We start from the raw sequence: 14,539 nt of genomic DNA, 5'->3' as shown, positions 1-14,539 counted from the left end.
ATGTCATGCCCGGTCATTGAGCTGACTCAGCAGCTTATTCGCCGTCCTTCCCTTAGCCCGGACGACGCAGGTTGTCAGGCACTTATGATTGAGCGCCTGCGTGCCATCGGTTTTACCGTTGAACGCATGGATTTTGGCGATACCCAGAACTTCTGGGCGTGGCGCGGCCAGGGCGAAACGCTGGCCTTTGCCGGGCATACTGACGTCGTTCCCGCCGGTGACGCGGATCGCTGGATCAACCCGCCGTTTGAGCCGACTATCCGCGACGGCATGCTGTTTGGTCGCGGCGCGGCAGACATGAAAGGCTCGCTGGCGGCGATGGTCGTGGCGGCAGAACGCTTTGTGGCTCAGCATCCAAACCACAAAAACCGTCTGGCGTTTTTAATCACCTCCGACGAAGAAGCCAGCGCCCATAACGGTACTGTGAAGGTCGTTGAAGCGCTGATGGCGCGTAACGAGCGTCTCGACTACTGTCTGGTTGGTGAGCCGTCCAGTACCGAAGTGGTGGGCGATGTCGTCAAAAACGGGCGCCGCGGCTCGCTGACCTGTAACCTGACCATTCACGGCGTTCAGGGGCACGTTGCTTATCCGCATCTGGCCGATAACCCGGTTCATCGCGCTGCGCCTATGCTGAGCGAGCTGGTGGGCATCGAGTGGGATAAAGGCAACGAATTCTTCCCGCCGACCAGCATGCAGATCGCGAACGTCAAGGCCGGGACCGGCAGCAACAACGTGATCCCAGGTGATTACTTCGTCCAGTTTAACTTCCGCTTCAGCACCGAATTGACCGATGAGACGATCAAGGCGCGCGTCGTCGCCCTGCTGGAAAAATATCACCTGCGCTACACCGTGGAGTGGTGGCTTTCCGGCCAGCCGTTCCTGACGCAGCGTGGCAAACTGGTGGATGCGGTGGTGAACGCCATCGAGCACTATAATGAAATTAAGCCACAGCTGCTGACAACGGGTGGCACCTCAGACGGACGCTTTATCGCCCGTATGGGCGCCCAGGTTGTCGAACTGGGTCCAGTGAACGCAACCATTCATAAAATCAATGAGTGTGTCAATGCGGCAGATTTGCAACTGCTGGCCCGTATGTATCAACGTATTATGGAGCAACTCGTCGCCTGACGAACGCTCTGAGAGGAATAGCGAATGGATTGGCTTTCAAAGTACTGGTGGATTCTGGTGTTAGTTTTTCTGGTTGGCGTACTGCTGAACGTGATTAAAGATCTTAAGCGCGTTGACCATAAAAAATTTCTCGCCAACAAACCGGATCTTCCCCCGCACCGTGATTTTAACGACAAGTGGGACGATGACGACGACTGGCCGAACAAGGACAAGAAGAAGTAATCATTAAGTTTCCCCTCTCCCCGGAGAGGGGGAAACCTCACATAAACTCTACAATATCATCGTTATCCGGCTTACCGCCGCTGAGCGCTTCATCAAAGTAGTGCTTCGGTACGGTATAGCGCAAACGATCGAGCGCGAACTGCATGCTACGGTCGTCAATCGCGTGGCCCAGATCGTCCACGATATCCAGCGTCACGTCCCCACCTTCGCGAATCAGCGCTTCCTGGGCGGCAACCGCATGCGAGAGCTCAATCACCCGGTCTTCACCACCGTGGATCAGGTGGATCGTGGTCTGCGTGGTCGCGCTTGTCGGTAACGTCGCAAAGCGGCCGTTAAACGCGATGACGCGTGACGCCAGACCCGGCTTCGCTTTTACGCTTTCCAGCGACATGATTGACCCCTGCGAGAAGCCAATCAGCGCGGTCGCGTCGGCACCCACGCCGCTCTGCTGCTGCCAGTAGCGGACGATGTCGATAAAGGTGGGCATGATGGCGTCGATGCGAGCCTGACGATTCTCTTCCGTCACGCCCTGAACAGAGAACCACTGGCGTCCGTTCGGACCGCATGGCTCTACGCCACCGATGCTGACAATCAATGCCTCCGGAAAAACGGGCGCAAACCAGCTGCCAATCTGACCCATATTGACGGCATTATCGCCAACGCCATGAAACAGAAGCAGTAACTGTTTAGCCGGTTTGTCAGGGCTTTGAACAACAAAATGGTCGTGTTTCATGGTGGTCTCCTTAATAGATGACCTGGATTCTACGCCTCCCGACGTGAATGACCATGCCACTTTACTGAAGAAGTCATTGAAAAAATTGCCATTGCAAAATGTCTTCTTTCAACTGCTGGCAGCGCGGATAGTCAAGGCTTTCAATCGCTTGCGCAGTTTCACTCCGCAACGTTGCCAGCAACGCTTTTCGCCCGACGTCTTCCACTTTCCCTTCCATTTTCCCACGCAGGGCCGGAAGCGGCATGTCCACGGTTAACAACAGCCGCGTCAGCGCGGCAACCGAGGTTGAAAACGCCCGATGCGCAAAAGCAAACCCAGCCAGCTCCAGCCAGTCGTCCTTATTAAGGGTAGCTTCCCAGCCGTCTTCCACGGGGATCTTTTCACCGTTCCAGGCCGATAATACCCGCGCATCGCGCTTCAGACGCCGCTGTGCCTGCTCGCACAGCTGACGCCCGGCCTCGCTCTGCGGCCGCAACGCCATCGCGGTGTAGCATCCGCTGCTGGCTTCACGATGGCTGCCCATCCGCACCAGCACAAACCCGCATTGCTGCCAGAAACGCCAAAGCTCATCGGTATAGCCGAAGCTCACCGACAGATAATCTTCGCCGCTGGCGCTGCGAACAAGCGCCTGGCCAATCCCTTCCCGCTGACGGTGAGGATGTACGGCAATGCGGGTGACCCGTCGTCCTCTGAGCGTCGCCGCCAGCGGAGAGCCGCCGTGCGCCGCCAGAGACTGCGCCACCAGGTTACCGCGCGGACGCCGGTATCCTGCCCACACGGCGCGGCTAAGCTCAGGGGAGAGCCCGCCCTCCTCCACCAGCCAGAGCGCCCCGGCGATATCAGGGTCCGTTTCTGCAACGGCAAACTGCTGCCCGGGCGCGTCCATCATGCGGCGTAAATCGAGCGGCGAGGTGCGATAATGCGCCGCGCAGAGGAGCTCGTATACGCTCGCTGCAAGCGCCGGGCGGCGTTCCCAGGCCTCCGGGGTCAGGGAGGTTAAACGCACCTCTCCCTCCGGGCGGCGGTCGATCAGCGTATCGTCAAACAGCAGCGCGCTGGCGACAACCCGCTCAAGCGGGCAGCCCGCCGCCCAGCGTACCGGTGTAGATAAGCTGTAGCGCTGCAGCCCGGTAAATCGACCGCAGAATTTAAGCAGGAATCCCCGGCCCGTCCCTTCATAGCCCTGCACCGTGGTGGTCAACAACACGCGAGGGAAACGAACAGCCAGCTTTTCCAGCAGAGGTCCGGGGATAGCAGCGGCTTCATCAACAATCAGCCAGTCAGCCCGGCGTGAAGAGGCAAGCAGCGCGTCCGGGGCCATAAAATGAAAACGCTCTCCGGCGAAGCGGGCGATGATATCCGTCGCCCCCTTCGACGGCGCGGTAACCACGGCGCTGCCCGCAATGCGGTTCAGCAACATGCCTGCCAGGGCTGATTTTCCGCGCCCGCGCGCGGCGGTAACGGCCACGATGCCCTCCGCCATCCCCTGCAGCACATCCAGGATCTCAGCCTGCTCGCGCTGCGGTGCGCCGCTGGCAGGCTGCCAGTCTGGCGCGTCGGGTAAAGGCGGAAGGGAAAACGCGCGGCCCTGAAGCCAGACAATCGCGTCGGGATCGGCGGCAATCGTCCGGCAGAAATGGTGGACAAAATGCGGCGTGGCTATCGCTTCTGCGCCGTCGCTCCAGCGCAGTGAATCGCTGTCTGGCAACCCGGACCACGCGTCGAGCGGCGGAACCCGCAGCACCAGAAGGCTTCCGGCGCTTAGCGTTCCGCTCAGGGCGGCAAACGCGGCGACATCAAACCCGGCGCTGGCGTCAAAAACGGCATGCCGGAACTCGCGTCCCAGCAGACCGCTGATGGCTTTTGAAGGATGTTCGTCAAGCCTTACCCAGTCTCCGGGCAAGGCGTCACGCAGGGCCAGCGCCTGGGTTAACGTCCACTGCGCCTCGCCGCTGAGCACCACCAGCCGACGATGGCCGGTGCGCTCAAGCTCGCTTATCAGCTGTTCAAACTGCAGCATTACATCGCTTTGCCGAAGGTATTACACTGCGCCGGATCGCCGCTGTCGAAGCCGCGTTTAAACCAGCTATAGCGCTGCTGTGAGGTACCGTGAGTGAAGCTGTCCGGCACGACGCGCCCCTGGCTTTGCTGCTGAAGGCGGTCGTCACCGATAGCCTGAGCGGCATTTAACGCCTCTTCAAGATCGCCGGATTCCAGCACGCCCTGCTGCTGCATGCTGTGGCCCCAGACGCCCGCGAAGCAGTCCGCCTGCAGTTCCATTTTAACGGAAAGGCGGTTCACTTCAGCCTGAGACGCATTTTGCTGGAGCTGGCGCACTTTTGGCTCAATCCCCAGCAGCTTTTGCACGTGATGGCCGACTTCATGCGCGATCACGTAGCCCTGGGCAAAATCACCGTCGGCGCCAAGCTTGCGTTTCATGTCATCGTAAAAAGAGAGATCGATATAGACGGTGCCGTCTGCCGGGCAGTAGAACGGCCCCATCACAGATTGCCCGGTACCGCATCCGGTGCGGGTTGCCCCCCGGTACATCACCAGCTTCGGCTGCTGGTAGGTACGCCCCATCTTCTCAAACAGCTGACTCCAGGAGTCTTCTGTTGTGGCGAGAATAACGGAGGTAAATTTGGCCGCTTCATCTTCATTCGGGCTGATGGAGCGCTGAGAATGCTGCTGCTGTTGCAGCGGCTGACCGGTCATTAAACCGGTGAGATCGACGCCGTAGTACCCCGCGACTAAAACCATAATCAGCAGGATGATACCGCCCTTGCCGCTGGGTAACCGGAAGCCTGGCCCACCCATTGAAGGACCGCCACCGCCATCACTGCGTCTGTCTTCTACATTGTCACTTTCACGACGCCCTTGCCAGCGCATAACCACCTCGAACTATTCCATTTATAATAGCTATGATCGTAGGCGGTTAACGGCAAGATTACCATAGGAAACAAAGGTAAGACGCCAAAGGATGCAAACATCCTTTGGCAAGTGAGGAAGTTAGTCGAGCTTAACGCCTAAACGGTGAGCAACCGCTTCGTACGCTTCAATCAGACCACCCAGGCTCTGACGGAAACGGTCTTTGTCCATTTTATCCAGGGTTTCTTTATCCCACAGGCGGCTACCGTCCGGTGAGAACTCATCGCCCAGCACCACTTCGCCTTTGAACAGACCAAACTCCAGCTTGAAGTCAACGAGGATCAGACCCGCGTCATCAAACAGTTTTTTCAACACGTCGTTGGCTTTGTAGGTCAGCTCTTTCATGCGCGCCAGGTTCTTCTGGTTCACCCAGCCGAAGGTTTCGCAGTAGGATTCGTTGACCATCGGGTCGTGCATGGCATCGTTTTTCAGGAACAGGTCGAACAGCGGTGGATTCAGTTCGATACCTTCTTCAATGCCGAGACGCTTCACCAGGGAGCCCGCCGCACGGTTACGAATAACGCACTCAACCGGAACCATATCCAGTTTTTTCACCAGACATTCCGTATCGGACAGCAACGCTTCCATCTGGGTCGGGATGCCCGCTTCGGCCAGTTTGGTCATAATGAAGTGGTTAAACTTGTTGTTCACCATGCCTTTACGATCGAACTGCTCAATGCGTGCGCCATCCCCTGCTGACGTATCATTGCGGAACTCGAGCACCAACAGATCCGGGTTTTCCGTGCTGTATACGGTCTTCGCTTTGCCACGATACAACTCAGCTTGCTTCTGCATCTTCATTACTCCTGGTGTGATGATTTGTGTTCAAAACTGGGGATATTATGCCACGCACACGTTTGCGTAGCACTAAAATAAAAAGGGCTGGATTCACCAGCCCTCGTATTTATTTGCTGAATGCTGCCTGGAAGACAGCGACCAGCGCATCGTTCTGCGACTGGGTCAGCGTGTGACCTTTTGGATCGATAAACTGCAGACTGCTGCGGTTATCAAGGTCGCCTACCTGAATCTTGTAGTCACCGGAGGCAAGCTGAGGATCTTTCGCGCCCAGTTCCTGCCATGCGCTGTCGGAGAGCGGCTTATACGTTGCCGTCATGCTGCCGGTTGAACGCGTGCTGTCGGTCACTTTCATGCCCACTTTTTCCAGCGTCGCTGGCAGACGCTGCCAGGTCTGGTTAAACGGTGCACGCACCACCAGCATTGGCAGGCCGGTATCATCCGCACCGCTTTGTACATCGAAGGTCGCGCCGTTGCGGCTCTGCGCGGCGTTGGCGGCATCGGTAGCGGTCTTATCCAGACCCGCGGCAATCACGTTCAGCATTTCGGTGCTGTAACGCTGCAGGGACGCGGCATCCGCAACCGGTTTACCCGCCTGCTCCAGGTTCAACAGCTTAACGTTAACCGCCTGCTGGTAACCCTGTGGTTTAACGGAGACTTGATAGCGACCGCGGTACTGCTGGTCTTCATCCAGACGGTTCCATTCGATCCAGTCGGTGGTTAACGTCTGGCTGGCGTCATCGCGTTTATCGATGGTGTAGTTCTTCGACTGAATGACGCTGACAACCTGCGGCCACAGCGTGCTACCGCGCGCGCTCTCAACCATCAGAGACGCCGTATCACCGGTGAACTGGGTACGCGCCCCGTTGACCAGTGCCAGAGGCTGTGCTGGCGGACGAATATCAAGCGCTTTACCGACCGGGCCGCTGCCGTTGGTCACGGGAATATTATAATCGCCGTTCTGAATCGGCAGGATCATACCAGCCGGTGCGTGAAGTTCAGCAAGCGGGGTCGCATCCAGATAGGATTCATCACCGCTCACCTGGCGCTTGTAGCGCGAATCTGAACTACAGGCAGCGAGCAGCATAACAAGCGAAACACTCGCAACCTTCGCCAGGCGCGACTTCTGTACTGAATAAGCCATCAAATCTCCCTAAACTCTACAGCAAACCGGCATGCTTCAGCGCCGCCCTGACGATGTCACGACCGTGGTCGGTAATCGGTGTCATTGGCAGACGCAGCGTGTCGGATGCTACAAGTCCCAACTCCTTACATGCCCATTTCACTGGGATCGGATTGGGTTCGACAAATAATTTATTGTGCAGCGGCATCAGACGCTGATTAATGACACGCGCTTCATCAAAGTGACCGGCTGCGGCCAGTTTGCACATTTCTGCCATATCGCGCGCCGCAACGTTTGCCGTTACGGAGATCACGCCATGACCACCGAGCTGCATAAAGTCCAGCGCGGTCGCATCATCACCACTCAACAGGATAAAGTCGTCTGAAACCAGCTCTTTGATCTGATGAACGCGGCTTAAGTTCCCTGTCGCCTCTTTAATACCGATAATATTTTTTACTTCCGAGAGACGACCAACGGTTTCCGGCAGCATATCGCAACCGGTACGGGACGGCACATTATACAGAATTTGTGGCAAGTCAGTATGTTCAGCGATGGCTTTGAAGTGCTGGAACAAACCTTCCTGAGTAGGACGGTTGTAATAAGGGGTCACCGTCAGACAGCCAACGATGCCGCTGTCGTTAAAACGTTTGGTCAGGCTGATAGCTTCTGCGGTTGCATTAGCCCCTGTCCCCGCGATGACCGGAATACGTCCGTCCGCCAGTTCCAGGGTCAGCATCACCACATCGCCGTGCTCGTCGTGGCTCAGCGTTGCGGATTCACCGGTAGTCCCTACCGAAACGATCGCCGAGGTTCCGTTGGCGACATGGTAATCAATGAGCTTCTTCATGCTTGACCGGCAGACATTACCTTTTTCATCCATCGGTGTAACAAGCGCGACAATACTTCCCGTGAACATGAGCCATCCTCTGTGCGAACAAGAGCCTCAATGTTACGTTTGGAACTGTAATAAAAGCAAGCGACCTGAGGCTCTCAGGCGGTTGTATGCATGTTTTTTTTATGCTTTCCTTAGGAAGACTTAACCATGCAAAGGAAGAACAGGTTTGACAACCTCATCACAACATTACCTGGTTATCACTGCGCTGGGTGCCGACAGGCCGGGTATCGTGAACACCATCACCCGTCACGTAAGCAGCTGCGGCTGTAATATCGAAGACAGCCGTCTGGCGATGCTTGGCGAAGAGTTCACATTTATTATGTTGCTTTCCGGGACATGGAACGCCATTACGTTGATTGAATCGACCCTGCCGCTGAAAGGGGCCGAACTGGACTTGCTGATTGTCATGAAGCGCACCACCGCGCGTCCGCGTCCGGCACTGCCTTCTACCGTCTGGGTACAGGTTGAAGTGCCTGATTCTCCGCATCTGATTGAGCGTTTCACGGCGCTTTTTGACAGCCATCAGATGAATATTGCCGAACTGGTTTCCCGTACGCAGACAAGCGATGACCATGGTCTTCCGGTGCTGTTTATTCAAATTACCGCGCACAGCCCTGCCTCACAGGATGCGTCAAATATCGAGCAAGCGTTCAAAGCCCTCTGTACAGAATTAAACGCGCAGGGCAGTATAAGCGTCGTCAATTATTCGCAGCACGAACAGGATGGAGTTGAGTAATGAACCCACTGAAAGCCGGTGACATCGCACCGAAATTTAGCTTACCGGATCAAGACGGCGAGCAAGTAAATTTGACCGACTTCCAGGGACAGCGTGTTCTGGTCTATTTCTACCCGAAAGCCATGACCCCCGGCTGCACCGTACAGGCCTGCGGCTTACGCGACAACATGGACGACTTGAAAAAAGTCGGCGTGGAAGTGCTGGGTATCAGCACGGATAAACCAGAAAAGCTGTCACGATTTGCTGAAAAAGAGCTGCTGAACTTCACGCTGCTTTCTGATGAAGACCATCAGGTATGCGAGCAGTTCGGCGTCTGGGGCGAGAAGACGTTTATGGGTAAAACCTACGACGGTATTCACCGCATCAGCTTCCTGATTGACGCTGACGGTAAAGTTGAACATGTGTTTGACGACTTCAAAACCAGCAACCACCACGACGTGGTGTTGAACTGGCTGAAAGAGAACGCCTGATAAACAGCAAAACGGCAACCAGGTTGCCGTTTTTAATGTTTTCCCCCTCTCCCACAGGAGAGGGTCGGAGTGAGAGCATCGGGCCGCACAAAAACTACTTCTCTTCCACCGCCGGCATATCCGGCAACGCGTGCACCACGGCTTTAATCAGCGTCGCCAGCGGAATCGCAAAGAACACGCCCCAGAATCCCCACAGCCCGCCGAAAATCACCACGGATAAGATAATCACCAGCGGATGCAGGTTCACCGCTTCGGAGAACAGCACCGGCACCAGCAGGTTACCGTCCAGGCCCTGAATAATCAGGTACACCGCAAAGCAGCTCCAGAACTCTGTCCCCAGCCCAAACTGGAACAGCGCGACCCCAACAACCGGAATGGTCACCACAAACGCGCCGATGTACGGAATCAGGACCGACAGCCCCACCAGCACCGCCAGCAGCAGCGAGTAGTTCAGGCCAAAAATAAGGAAGCCAATCCAGGTGGCTACCCCCACGACAATCATCTCCAGCACCTTGCCGCGAATATAGTTGGTGATCTGCTGGTTCATCTCTTCCCAGACCTGCCCTGCCAGCCCGCGGTTGCGCGGCAGAATACGGCGCACGGCGTTGAGCATCTGATCTTTATCTTTCACCAGGAAGAAGACCATCAGCGGCACGAGCACAAGGTAAACCGCCAGCGTCAGCAGCCCTACCAGCGAGGCCAGAGAGTACTTCACCACCGAATCGCCCATCGTCATGATGCGGGCGCGCATATTTTCAGCCATCGCGTCGATAATCCCGGCATCCATCAGGGCCGGGTAACGGCGCGGCAGCGTGGCGGCAAAATCAGACAGCTTGTTCAGCATACCGGGCATGTCGCGGATCAGGTTAATTCCCTGCTGCCAGGCAACTGGCATCACCACAAAGGCCATCAACAGCAGGATGCCGACAAACAGCACCAGCACGATGCTGGTCGCCCAGCGCCGGGAACAGCCGATATGTTCCAGGCGCGCCGTGGGCCACTCCAGCAGGTACGCCAGCACAATCGCCACCAGCAGGGGTGCGAGCAGGCCGCTGAAGAAGAACAGAATACCGAACCCGGCAACCAGAATAACCAACAAAGCAATGGCTTCCGGGTCGCTGAACCGACGCCGGTACCACTGCATTAACATTTCGAGCATACAACCCTTCCCTGAATCGAATGGCGGGAGTGAGACGGTGAATTGTATCTAACTGTCACAAAAAAGACTTTCGCTTTTTGTATCCCGATCGCAATCCGCAAAAGCCTGATGAATGGGATTTTCTTCATGCTGTAACACGGCTACACTCGCAGAGCAGCAGAGATGAACGTTATGCCGGTTCATCGGTCAAATTAGCACATCCAACATACAGGACAGTGGTTATGTTCAGGCAGTTGAGAAAAACACTGGTTGCAACACTGATTGCCGCGGTGACGGTCGGTCAGGTGTTGCCCGCTTTTGCTGACTCGTCCGATTCATTGCCGGACATGGGCACCACAGCAGGAAGCACGCTCTCTATTGGGCAAGAGATGCAAATGGGGGATTACTATGTTCGCCAGCTGCGCGGCAGCGCCCCGCTGATTAACGACCCTTTGCTGGTACAGTACATTAACGGGCTGGGGATGCGCCTGGTTTCGCACGCTGACTCGGTAAAAACGCCCTTCCACTTCTATTTAATCAATAATGACGAAATCAACGCCTTCGCCTTCTTTGGCGGTAACGTGGTGCTGCATTCGGCGTTATTCCGTTATTCCGACAATGAAAGCCAGCTGGCCTCGGTAATGGCGCACGAAATTTCGCACGTCACCCAGCGCCACCTGGCGCGCGCCATGGAAGACCAGAAACGTAACGCCCCCCTCACCTGGGTGGGCGCACTGGGCTCTATTCTGCTGGCGATGGCCAGCCCGCAGGCCGGGATGGCGGCCCTGACCGGTACGCTGGCGGGAACGCGCCAGGGGATGATCAGCTTTACCCAGCAAAACGAACAGGAAGCGGACCGCATCGGGATTCAGGTGCTGCAGCGCTCGGGCTTTGACCCGCAGGCCATGCCGAGCTTCCTGGAAAAACTGCTCGATCAGGCGCGTTACTCTTCCCGTCCACCGGAAATTCTGTTGACCCACCCGCTGCCGGAAAGCCGCCTGTCGGACGCCCGTAACCGTGCCAACCAGATGCGTCCGGTCGTGGTCCAGTCTTCGCAGGATTTCTACATGGCGAAAGTGAGAACGCTTGGGATGTACAACTCCGGGCGTAACCAGCTCACCAGCGACCTGCTGGATACCCTGGCGAAAGGCAACGTGCGTGAGAAAAACGCGGCGCAGTATGGTCAGGCGCTCCAGGCGATGGAAGCCAGCAAATACGACGAGGCGCGTAAAGCGCTGCAACCGCTTCTGGCTGCCGACCCGAACAACCCGTGGTACCTCGATCTGTCGACGGATATCGATCTGGGCCAGAAGAAAACGGCCGATGCGATTAACCGTCTGAAGGGGGCGAAAGACGTCCGTACCAACCCGGTGCTGCAGCTTAACCTGGCGAACGCTTACTTACAGGGCGGTCAGCCTGGCGAAGCGGCGACCATTCTGAACCGCTATACCTTTAACAATAAAGACGATCAAAACGGCTGGGATCTGCTCGCTCAGGCGCAAGCCCAGCTCGGCAACCGCGATCAGGAGCTGGCGGCGCGTGCCGAAGGTTTTGCCCTGGTGGGCCGCCTCGATCAGGCGATTTCCGCGCTCAGCAGCGCCAGCTCGCAGGTCAAGCTCGGCAGCCTCCAGCAGGCCCGTTACGACGCGCGTATCGATCAGCTGCGCGGCCTGCAGCAGCGCTTTAAGCCGTACGAGAAGATGTAATAAAGGAGAATTCACGTCATGACAGACGCCGTAAAAATTTATCACAACCCTCGCTGCTCCAAGAGCCGCGATACCCTGAGCCTGCTGAAGTCTAACGGCGTGGAGCCGGAAGTGGTGCTGTACCTCGACACCCCACCTGACGCGCAAACCCTCCGCCAGCTGCTGCACATGCTGGGAATGGGCAGTGCAAGAGAGCTTATGCGCCAGAAAGAAGATCTGTATAAGTCGCTTAACCTGGATGACAGCCGCCTCACCGAGGCTGAGCTGATCCAGGCGATGGTTGAAAATCCAAAGCTGATTGAGCGCCCGATTGTGGTGGCGAACGGCCAGGCGCGCATTGGACGCCCGCCGGAAGACGTGCTCGAGATCCTCTAGTCCTTATGCCGCAGCGCTTCCAGAAAGGCCTGCGGCGTACTCTCTCCCAGCTTTTTCTGCGCTTTTCCGCGGTTGTAAAATTCGCACAGCTGGATCAACAGCTCGCCTGCCGGTTCGCTGTTCAGACGTGGAATGATTTCACATAGCGGCAGATCAACCTGAACGGCGGGATATTGCTGAGGATGCACTGTCACGGTGGTATTGCGTTTTTCAAGCTTCACCTTGAAACCAAAAGTCTCAACAGATTGAATATCTGCCGGACAGGCTTCCAGCGCGTCGTTCGCCCAGCGGGCCAGCAGCTGCGGAGAAATGCCCGCGTACAGCCGGGCGTAGCACCAGCCACTCACGGGTTCACGCGCCCAGAGCAGATACTGTTCTCCGCCATCGTCCATATGCAGCGACAGAGGCTGATAATGTAAAAGGAGTTTTTGCGGCACGATACCTGCCTTCAGCGCCTTTTTTCCCTGCAACGTCGCGCCCTTCTGCTTTATCGAAGCCGGTTTGAGGTAGCGGTTCAGGGTCGCTCGGGACACGGCGATCCCGAGTCCGCTATTGACCATCTGCAGCAGTTCGTCCAGCGGGGCGCCCGTGATATCCCGCAGGGCATTGACCAGCGCAACTTGTTCCTGTCTCAATGCTTTGTGTATCACTTTTGGCGTCGTGTGGTTATCCGAAACCTGCTCGCGGTTGCGCCAGCGCCTGACGGTAGTGACCGAAATGCCCAGCTCGGTAGCCAGTTCCCTGTCGCTTTTATCTGACTGCTGAAGATAGCGACGGATGCGCGGCGTCGTGGTGGCATTAGCATGCAGTTTAATTTCCATCGCAGGATCCTCAGAACCAATCTTATGAGATTTATACTACACCAGCGATTGCTTTGTGACCGATTTCACCTTTCGCTCGCCGCGCTTCACTGATAATCCCCAGACATAACATAAACCACCCCCCTCAATCTTGTACGGAGTTCACAATGAACAATGTTCTGGGATTTCTTGAAGCAAAACTGATGCCGCTGGCGGCCAAAACGGCCCAGCAGCGTCATCTCGGGGCCATTCGCGGCGCTTACGTGTCCTTCATGCCGTTTATCATCGTCGGCTCTATTCTGCTGGTGATTTCGTCGTTCCCGAATCAAGCCTACCAGCAGTTTATGTCTCAGGCCTTTGGTGAGAGCTGGAGCGCCATTATTGAAATCCCCTTCAACGCGGTGTTCTCCACCATGTCGCTGTTCATCAGCTTCCTGGTCGCCTTCCGCCTGGCGGAACACTACGGTGAAGACCGCATCTCCTGCGGTATCCTGGCGCTGGTCGCCTTTCTCATCCTGACGCCCTTTATCAAAGTGGCGGAAAACGGCGGTATTACCGTCATTCCGGTGGAGTGGATTGGCAGCAAAGGGCTGTTCGTGGCGATGATCGGTTCCCTGCTGTGGACGGAGCTGTTCTGCTGGCTCAAGCGCAAAAAACTGGTGATCAAAATGCCGGACGGCGTGCCTCCGGCGGTGCAGGAGTCGTTCGCCGCGCTGATCCCGGCCCTGCTGGTGATGATTCTGGTGCTGGGTATCCGCATCGTATTTGAAAACACCCACTACAACACCATCCACCAGTTTATTTACGAAGTGGTTGCCACGCCGGTGCGCCACTACGGCACCTCTTACTTTGGCGCGCTGATGACGGTATTCAGTATCACCATTCTGTGGTCAGTGGGCATTAACTCCGGCTCGATGATCAACGGCATCATTCGCCCGCTGTGGATGGAGAACCAGACCGACAACATCGCCGCGATTCAGGCAGGCACGACGCCGCCGCACATTATCACCGAACAGTTTTTTGACATGATCTGGATGGGCGGCGCGGGAGCCACGCTGTCGCTGGTGATTGCGATGCTGATTTTCGCCCGTAGCAAAAACATGCGTGAAGTGGCGCGCCTCGGCGCCGGGGCATCGGTGTTTAACATCAACGAACCGATCCTGTTTGGCCTGCCGGTGATCATGAACCCGATCATGCTTATCCCGTTCAACCTGGTGCCGCTGGTGCTGGTCACCGTGCAGTATGTAGCGATGAAGATTGGCGCGGTTGCCGTCACCACCGGGGTGTTTATTCCCTGGACGCTGCCGCCGGTTATCAGCGGCTTTATCGTTACCGGACACCTGAGCGGCAGCGTCATGCAGCTTATCAACCTGCTGATTGGCGCCATGCTGTACCTGCCTTTTATGCGTATCGTGGACAAACAGTACCGCGCGGCGGAAATGGCCACCGTTACGCAAACCGACACCACCCTTGCAAAACAGGAGTAAAGC

The 14,539-nt window shown here is 56.6% G+C and carries 15 protein-coding genes; 7 read left to right on the top strand and 8 right to left on the bottom strand.

The genetic code is table 11. The features are described 5' to 3' along the window. Positions 1 to 1,128 (top strand): succinyl-diaminopimelate desuccinylase, encoded by a 1,128-nt coding sequence (gene dapE, locus ACOTZC_RS11650; RefSeq protein WP_045355343.1) that lies wholly within the window; start codon positions 1 to 3, stop codon positions 1,126 to 1,128. A 24-nt stretch (positions 1,129 to 1,152) separates the two neighbouring features. Continuing rightward, a complete protein-coding gene (locus tag ACOTZC_RS11645) occupies positions 1,153 to 1,350 on the top strand; it encodes a hypothetical protein (RefSeq protein WP_239633041.1) in 198 nt (65 codons plus the stop codon). Positions 1,351 to 1,387: 37 nt separating this feature from the next. Here ACOTZC_RS11645 and ypfH read toward each other — a convergent pair whose 3' ends face one another. The 6 genes from ypfH to dapA form a co-directional block, all read right to left on the bottom strand. Next, on the bottom strand, positions 1,388 to 2,083 hold the full coding sequence (gene ypfH, locus ACOTZC_RS11640) for an esterase (protein WP_023308752.1): 696 nt from the start codon (positions 2,081 to 2,083) through the stop codon (positions 1,388 to 1,390). Between the two features lie 73 nt (positions 2,084 to 2,156). After that, on the bottom strand, positions 2,157 to 4,103 hold the full coding sequence (locus ACOTZC_RS11635; protein WP_248161692.1) for a tRNA(Met) cytidine acetyltransferase TmcA: 1,947 nt from the start codon (positions 4,101 to 4,103) through the stop codon (positions 2,157 to 2,159). Further along, entirely contained in the window at positions 4,103 to 4,972 is an 870-nt protein-coding gene (locus ACOTZC_RS11630; RefSeq protein WP_126303517.1) for a neutral zinc metallopeptidase, read from the bottom strand. The genes ACOTZC_RS11635 and ACOTZC_RS11630 overlap by 1 nt, the downstream gene beginning before the upstream one ends. A 120-nt stretch (positions 4,973 to 5,092) precedes the next feature. Beyond that, a complete protein-coding gene (gene purC, locus ACOTZC_RS11625; protein WP_023308755.1) occupies positions 5,093 to 5,806 on the bottom strand; it encodes a phosphoribosylaminoimidazolesuccinocarboxamide synthase in 714 nt (237 codons plus the stop codon). Between the two features lie 109 nt (positions 5,807 to 5,915). Beyond that, the gene (gene bamC, locus ACOTZC_RS11620) at positions 5,916 to 6,950 is read right to left on the bottom strand and encodes an outer membrane protein assembly factor BamC (protein ID WP_023308756.1); all 1,035 of its coding nucleotides are present in this window, start codon (positions 6,948 to 6,950) and stop codon (positions 5,916 to 5,918) included. Positions 6,951 to 6,966: 16 nt separating this feature from the next. Further along, entirely contained in the window at positions 6,967 to 7,845 is an 879-nt protein-coding gene (gene dapA / locus ACOTZC_RS11615) for a 4-hydroxy-tetrahydrodipicolinate synthase (protein WP_023308757.1), read from the bottom strand. Between the two features lie 145 nt (positions 7,846 to 7,990). Between dapA and ACOTZC_RS11610 the strand changes: the two genes are divergently transcribed. Next, a complete protein-coding gene (locus tag ACOTZC_RS11610; RefSeq protein ID WP_023308758.1) occupies positions 7,991 to 8,560 on the top strand; it encodes a glycine cleavage system transcriptional repressor in 570 nt (189 codons plus the stop codon). Next, positions 8,560 to 9,030 carry a thioredoxin-dependent thiol peroxidase gene (bcp, locus tag ACOTZC_RS11605; RefSeq protein ID WP_023308759.1) on the top strand — a complete coding sequence of 157 codons (471 nt, stop codon included), beginning with the start codon at positions 8,560 to 8,562 and terminating at the stop codon, positions 9,028 to 9,030. The genes ACOTZC_RS11610 and bcp overlap by 1 nt, the downstream gene beginning before the upstream one ends. Positions 9,031 to 9,124: 94 nt before the next feature. Here bcp and ACOTZC_RS11600 read toward each other — a convergent pair whose 3' ends face one another. Continuing rightward, positions 9,125 to 10,189, bottom strand: coding sequence for an AI-2E family transporter (locus tag ACOTZC_RS11600; protein WP_248161674.1), 1,065 nt, complete (start codon positions 10,187 to 10,189; stop codon positions 9,125 to 9,127). Between the two features lie 221 nt (positions 10,190 to 10,410). Between ACOTZC_RS11600 and bepA the strand changes: the two genes are divergently transcribed. Together bepA and arsC are read left to right on the top strand one after the other, a co-directional pair. Further along, positions 10,411 to 11,874, top strand: coding sequence for a beta-barrel assembly-enhancing protease (gene bepA / locus ACOTZC_RS11595; protein WP_023308761.1), 1,464 nt, complete (start codon positions 10,411 to 10,413; stop codon positions 11,872 to 11,874). 18 nt (positions 11,875 to 11,892) lie between these two features. Continuing rightward, positions 11,893 to 12,249 carry an arsenate reductase (glutaredoxin) gene (arsC, locus tag ACOTZC_RS11590; RefSeq protein ID WP_023308762.1) on the top strand — a complete coding sequence of 119 codons (357 nt, stop codon included), beginning with the start codon at positions 11,893 to 11,895 and terminating at the stop codon, positions 12,247 to 12,249. On the opposite strand, the gene ACOTZC_RS11585 is transcribed toward arsC, so the two are convergent. Then, the gene (locus ACOTZC_RS11585; protein WP_213751373.1) at positions 12,246 to 13,070 is read right to left on the bottom strand and encodes a helix-turn-helix domain-containing protein; all 825 of its coding nucleotides are present in this window, start codon (positions 13,068 to 13,070) and stop codon (positions 12,246 to 12,248) included. The two genes, arsC and ACOTZC_RS11585, sit on opposite strands and share 4 nt — an antisense overlap. Positions 13,071 to 13,216: 146 nt before the next feature. Here ACOTZC_RS11585 and celB point away from each other — a divergent pair, with 146 nt between their 5' ends. After that, positions 13,217 to 14,536 (top strand): PTS cellobiose transporter subunit IIC, encoded by a 1,320-nt coding sequence (celB, locus tag ACOTZC_RS11580; RefSeq protein ID WP_219940073.1) that lies wholly within the window; start codon positions 13,217 to 13,219, stop codon positions 14,534 to 14,536. The last annotated feature ends 3 nt before the right edge of the window (positions 14,537 to 14,539 follow it).

The organism is Enterobacter cloacae complex sp. SHL009 (assembly GCF_049237205.1).
GTDB lineage: Bacteria > Pseudomonadota > Gammaproteobacteria > Enterobacterales > Enterobacteriaceae > Enterobacter > Enterobacter cloacae_M.
The sequence above is the reverse complement of the archived record's forward strand: the minus strand, read 5'-3'. Positions and strand labels throughout refer to the sequence as shown.

What these genes read in the sequence shown, in the direction of transcription:
- ACOTZC_RS11600 (WP_248161674.1), bottom strand. Translation starts at nt 10,189, where the DNA reads ATGCTCGAAATGTTAATGCAGTGGTACCGGCGTCGGTTCAGCGACCCG.
- bepA (WP_023308761.1), top strand. Translation starts at nt 10,411, where the DNA reads ATGTTCAGGCAGTTGAGAAAAACACTGGTTGCAACACTGATTGCCGCG.
- ACOTZC_RS11585 (WP_213751373.1), bottom strand. Translation starts at nt 13,070, where the DNA reads ATGGAAATTAAACTGCATGCTAATGCCACCACGACGCCGCGCATCCGT.
- ypfH (WP_023308752.1), bottom strand. Translation starts at nt 2,083, where the DNA reads ATGAAACACGACCATTTTGTTGTTCAAAGCCCTGACAAACCGGCTAAA.
- bcp (WP_023308759.1), top strand. Translation starts at nt 8,560, where the DNA reads ATGAACCCACTGAAAGCCGGTGACATCGCACCGAAATTTAGCTTACCG.
- purC (WP_023308755.1), bottom strand. Translation starts at nt 5,806, where the DNA reads ATGCAGAAGCAAGCTGAGTTGTATCGTGGCAAAGCGAAGACCGTATAC.
- ACOTZC_RS11645 (WP_239633041.1), top strand. Translation starts at nt 1,153, where the DNA reads ATGGATTGGCTTTCAAAGTACTGGTGGATTCTGGTGTTAGTTTTTCTG.
- celB (WP_219940073.1), top strand. Translation starts at nt 13,217, where the DNA reads ATGAACAATGTTCTGGGATTTCTTGAAGCAAAACTGATGCCGCTGGCG.
- bamC (WP_023308756.1), bottom strand. Translation starts at nt 6,950, where the DNA reads ATGGCTTATTCAGTACAGAAGTCGCGCCTGGCGAAGGTTGCGAGTGTT.
- dapE (WP_045355343.1), top strand. Translation starts at nt 1, where the DNA reads ATGTCATGCCCGGTCATTGAGCTGACTCAGCAGCTTATTCGCCGTCCT.
- ACOTZC_RS11635 (WP_248161692.1), bottom strand. Translation starts at nt 4,103, where the DNA reads ATGCTGCAGTTTGAACAGCTGATAAGCGAGCTTGAGCGCACCGGCCAT.
- dapA (WP_023308757.1), bottom strand. Translation starts at nt 7,845, where the DNA reads ATGTTCACGGGAAGTATTGTCGCGCTTGTTACACCGATGGATGAAAAA.
- arsC (WP_023308762.1), top strand. Translation starts at nt 11,893, where the DNA reads ATGACAGACGCCGTAAAAATTTATCACAACCCTCGCTGCTCCAAGAGC.
- ACOTZC_RS11630 (WP_126303517.1), bottom strand. Translation starts at nt 4,972, where the DNA reads ATGCGCTGGCAAGGGCGTCGTGAAAGTGACAATGTAGAAGACAGACGC.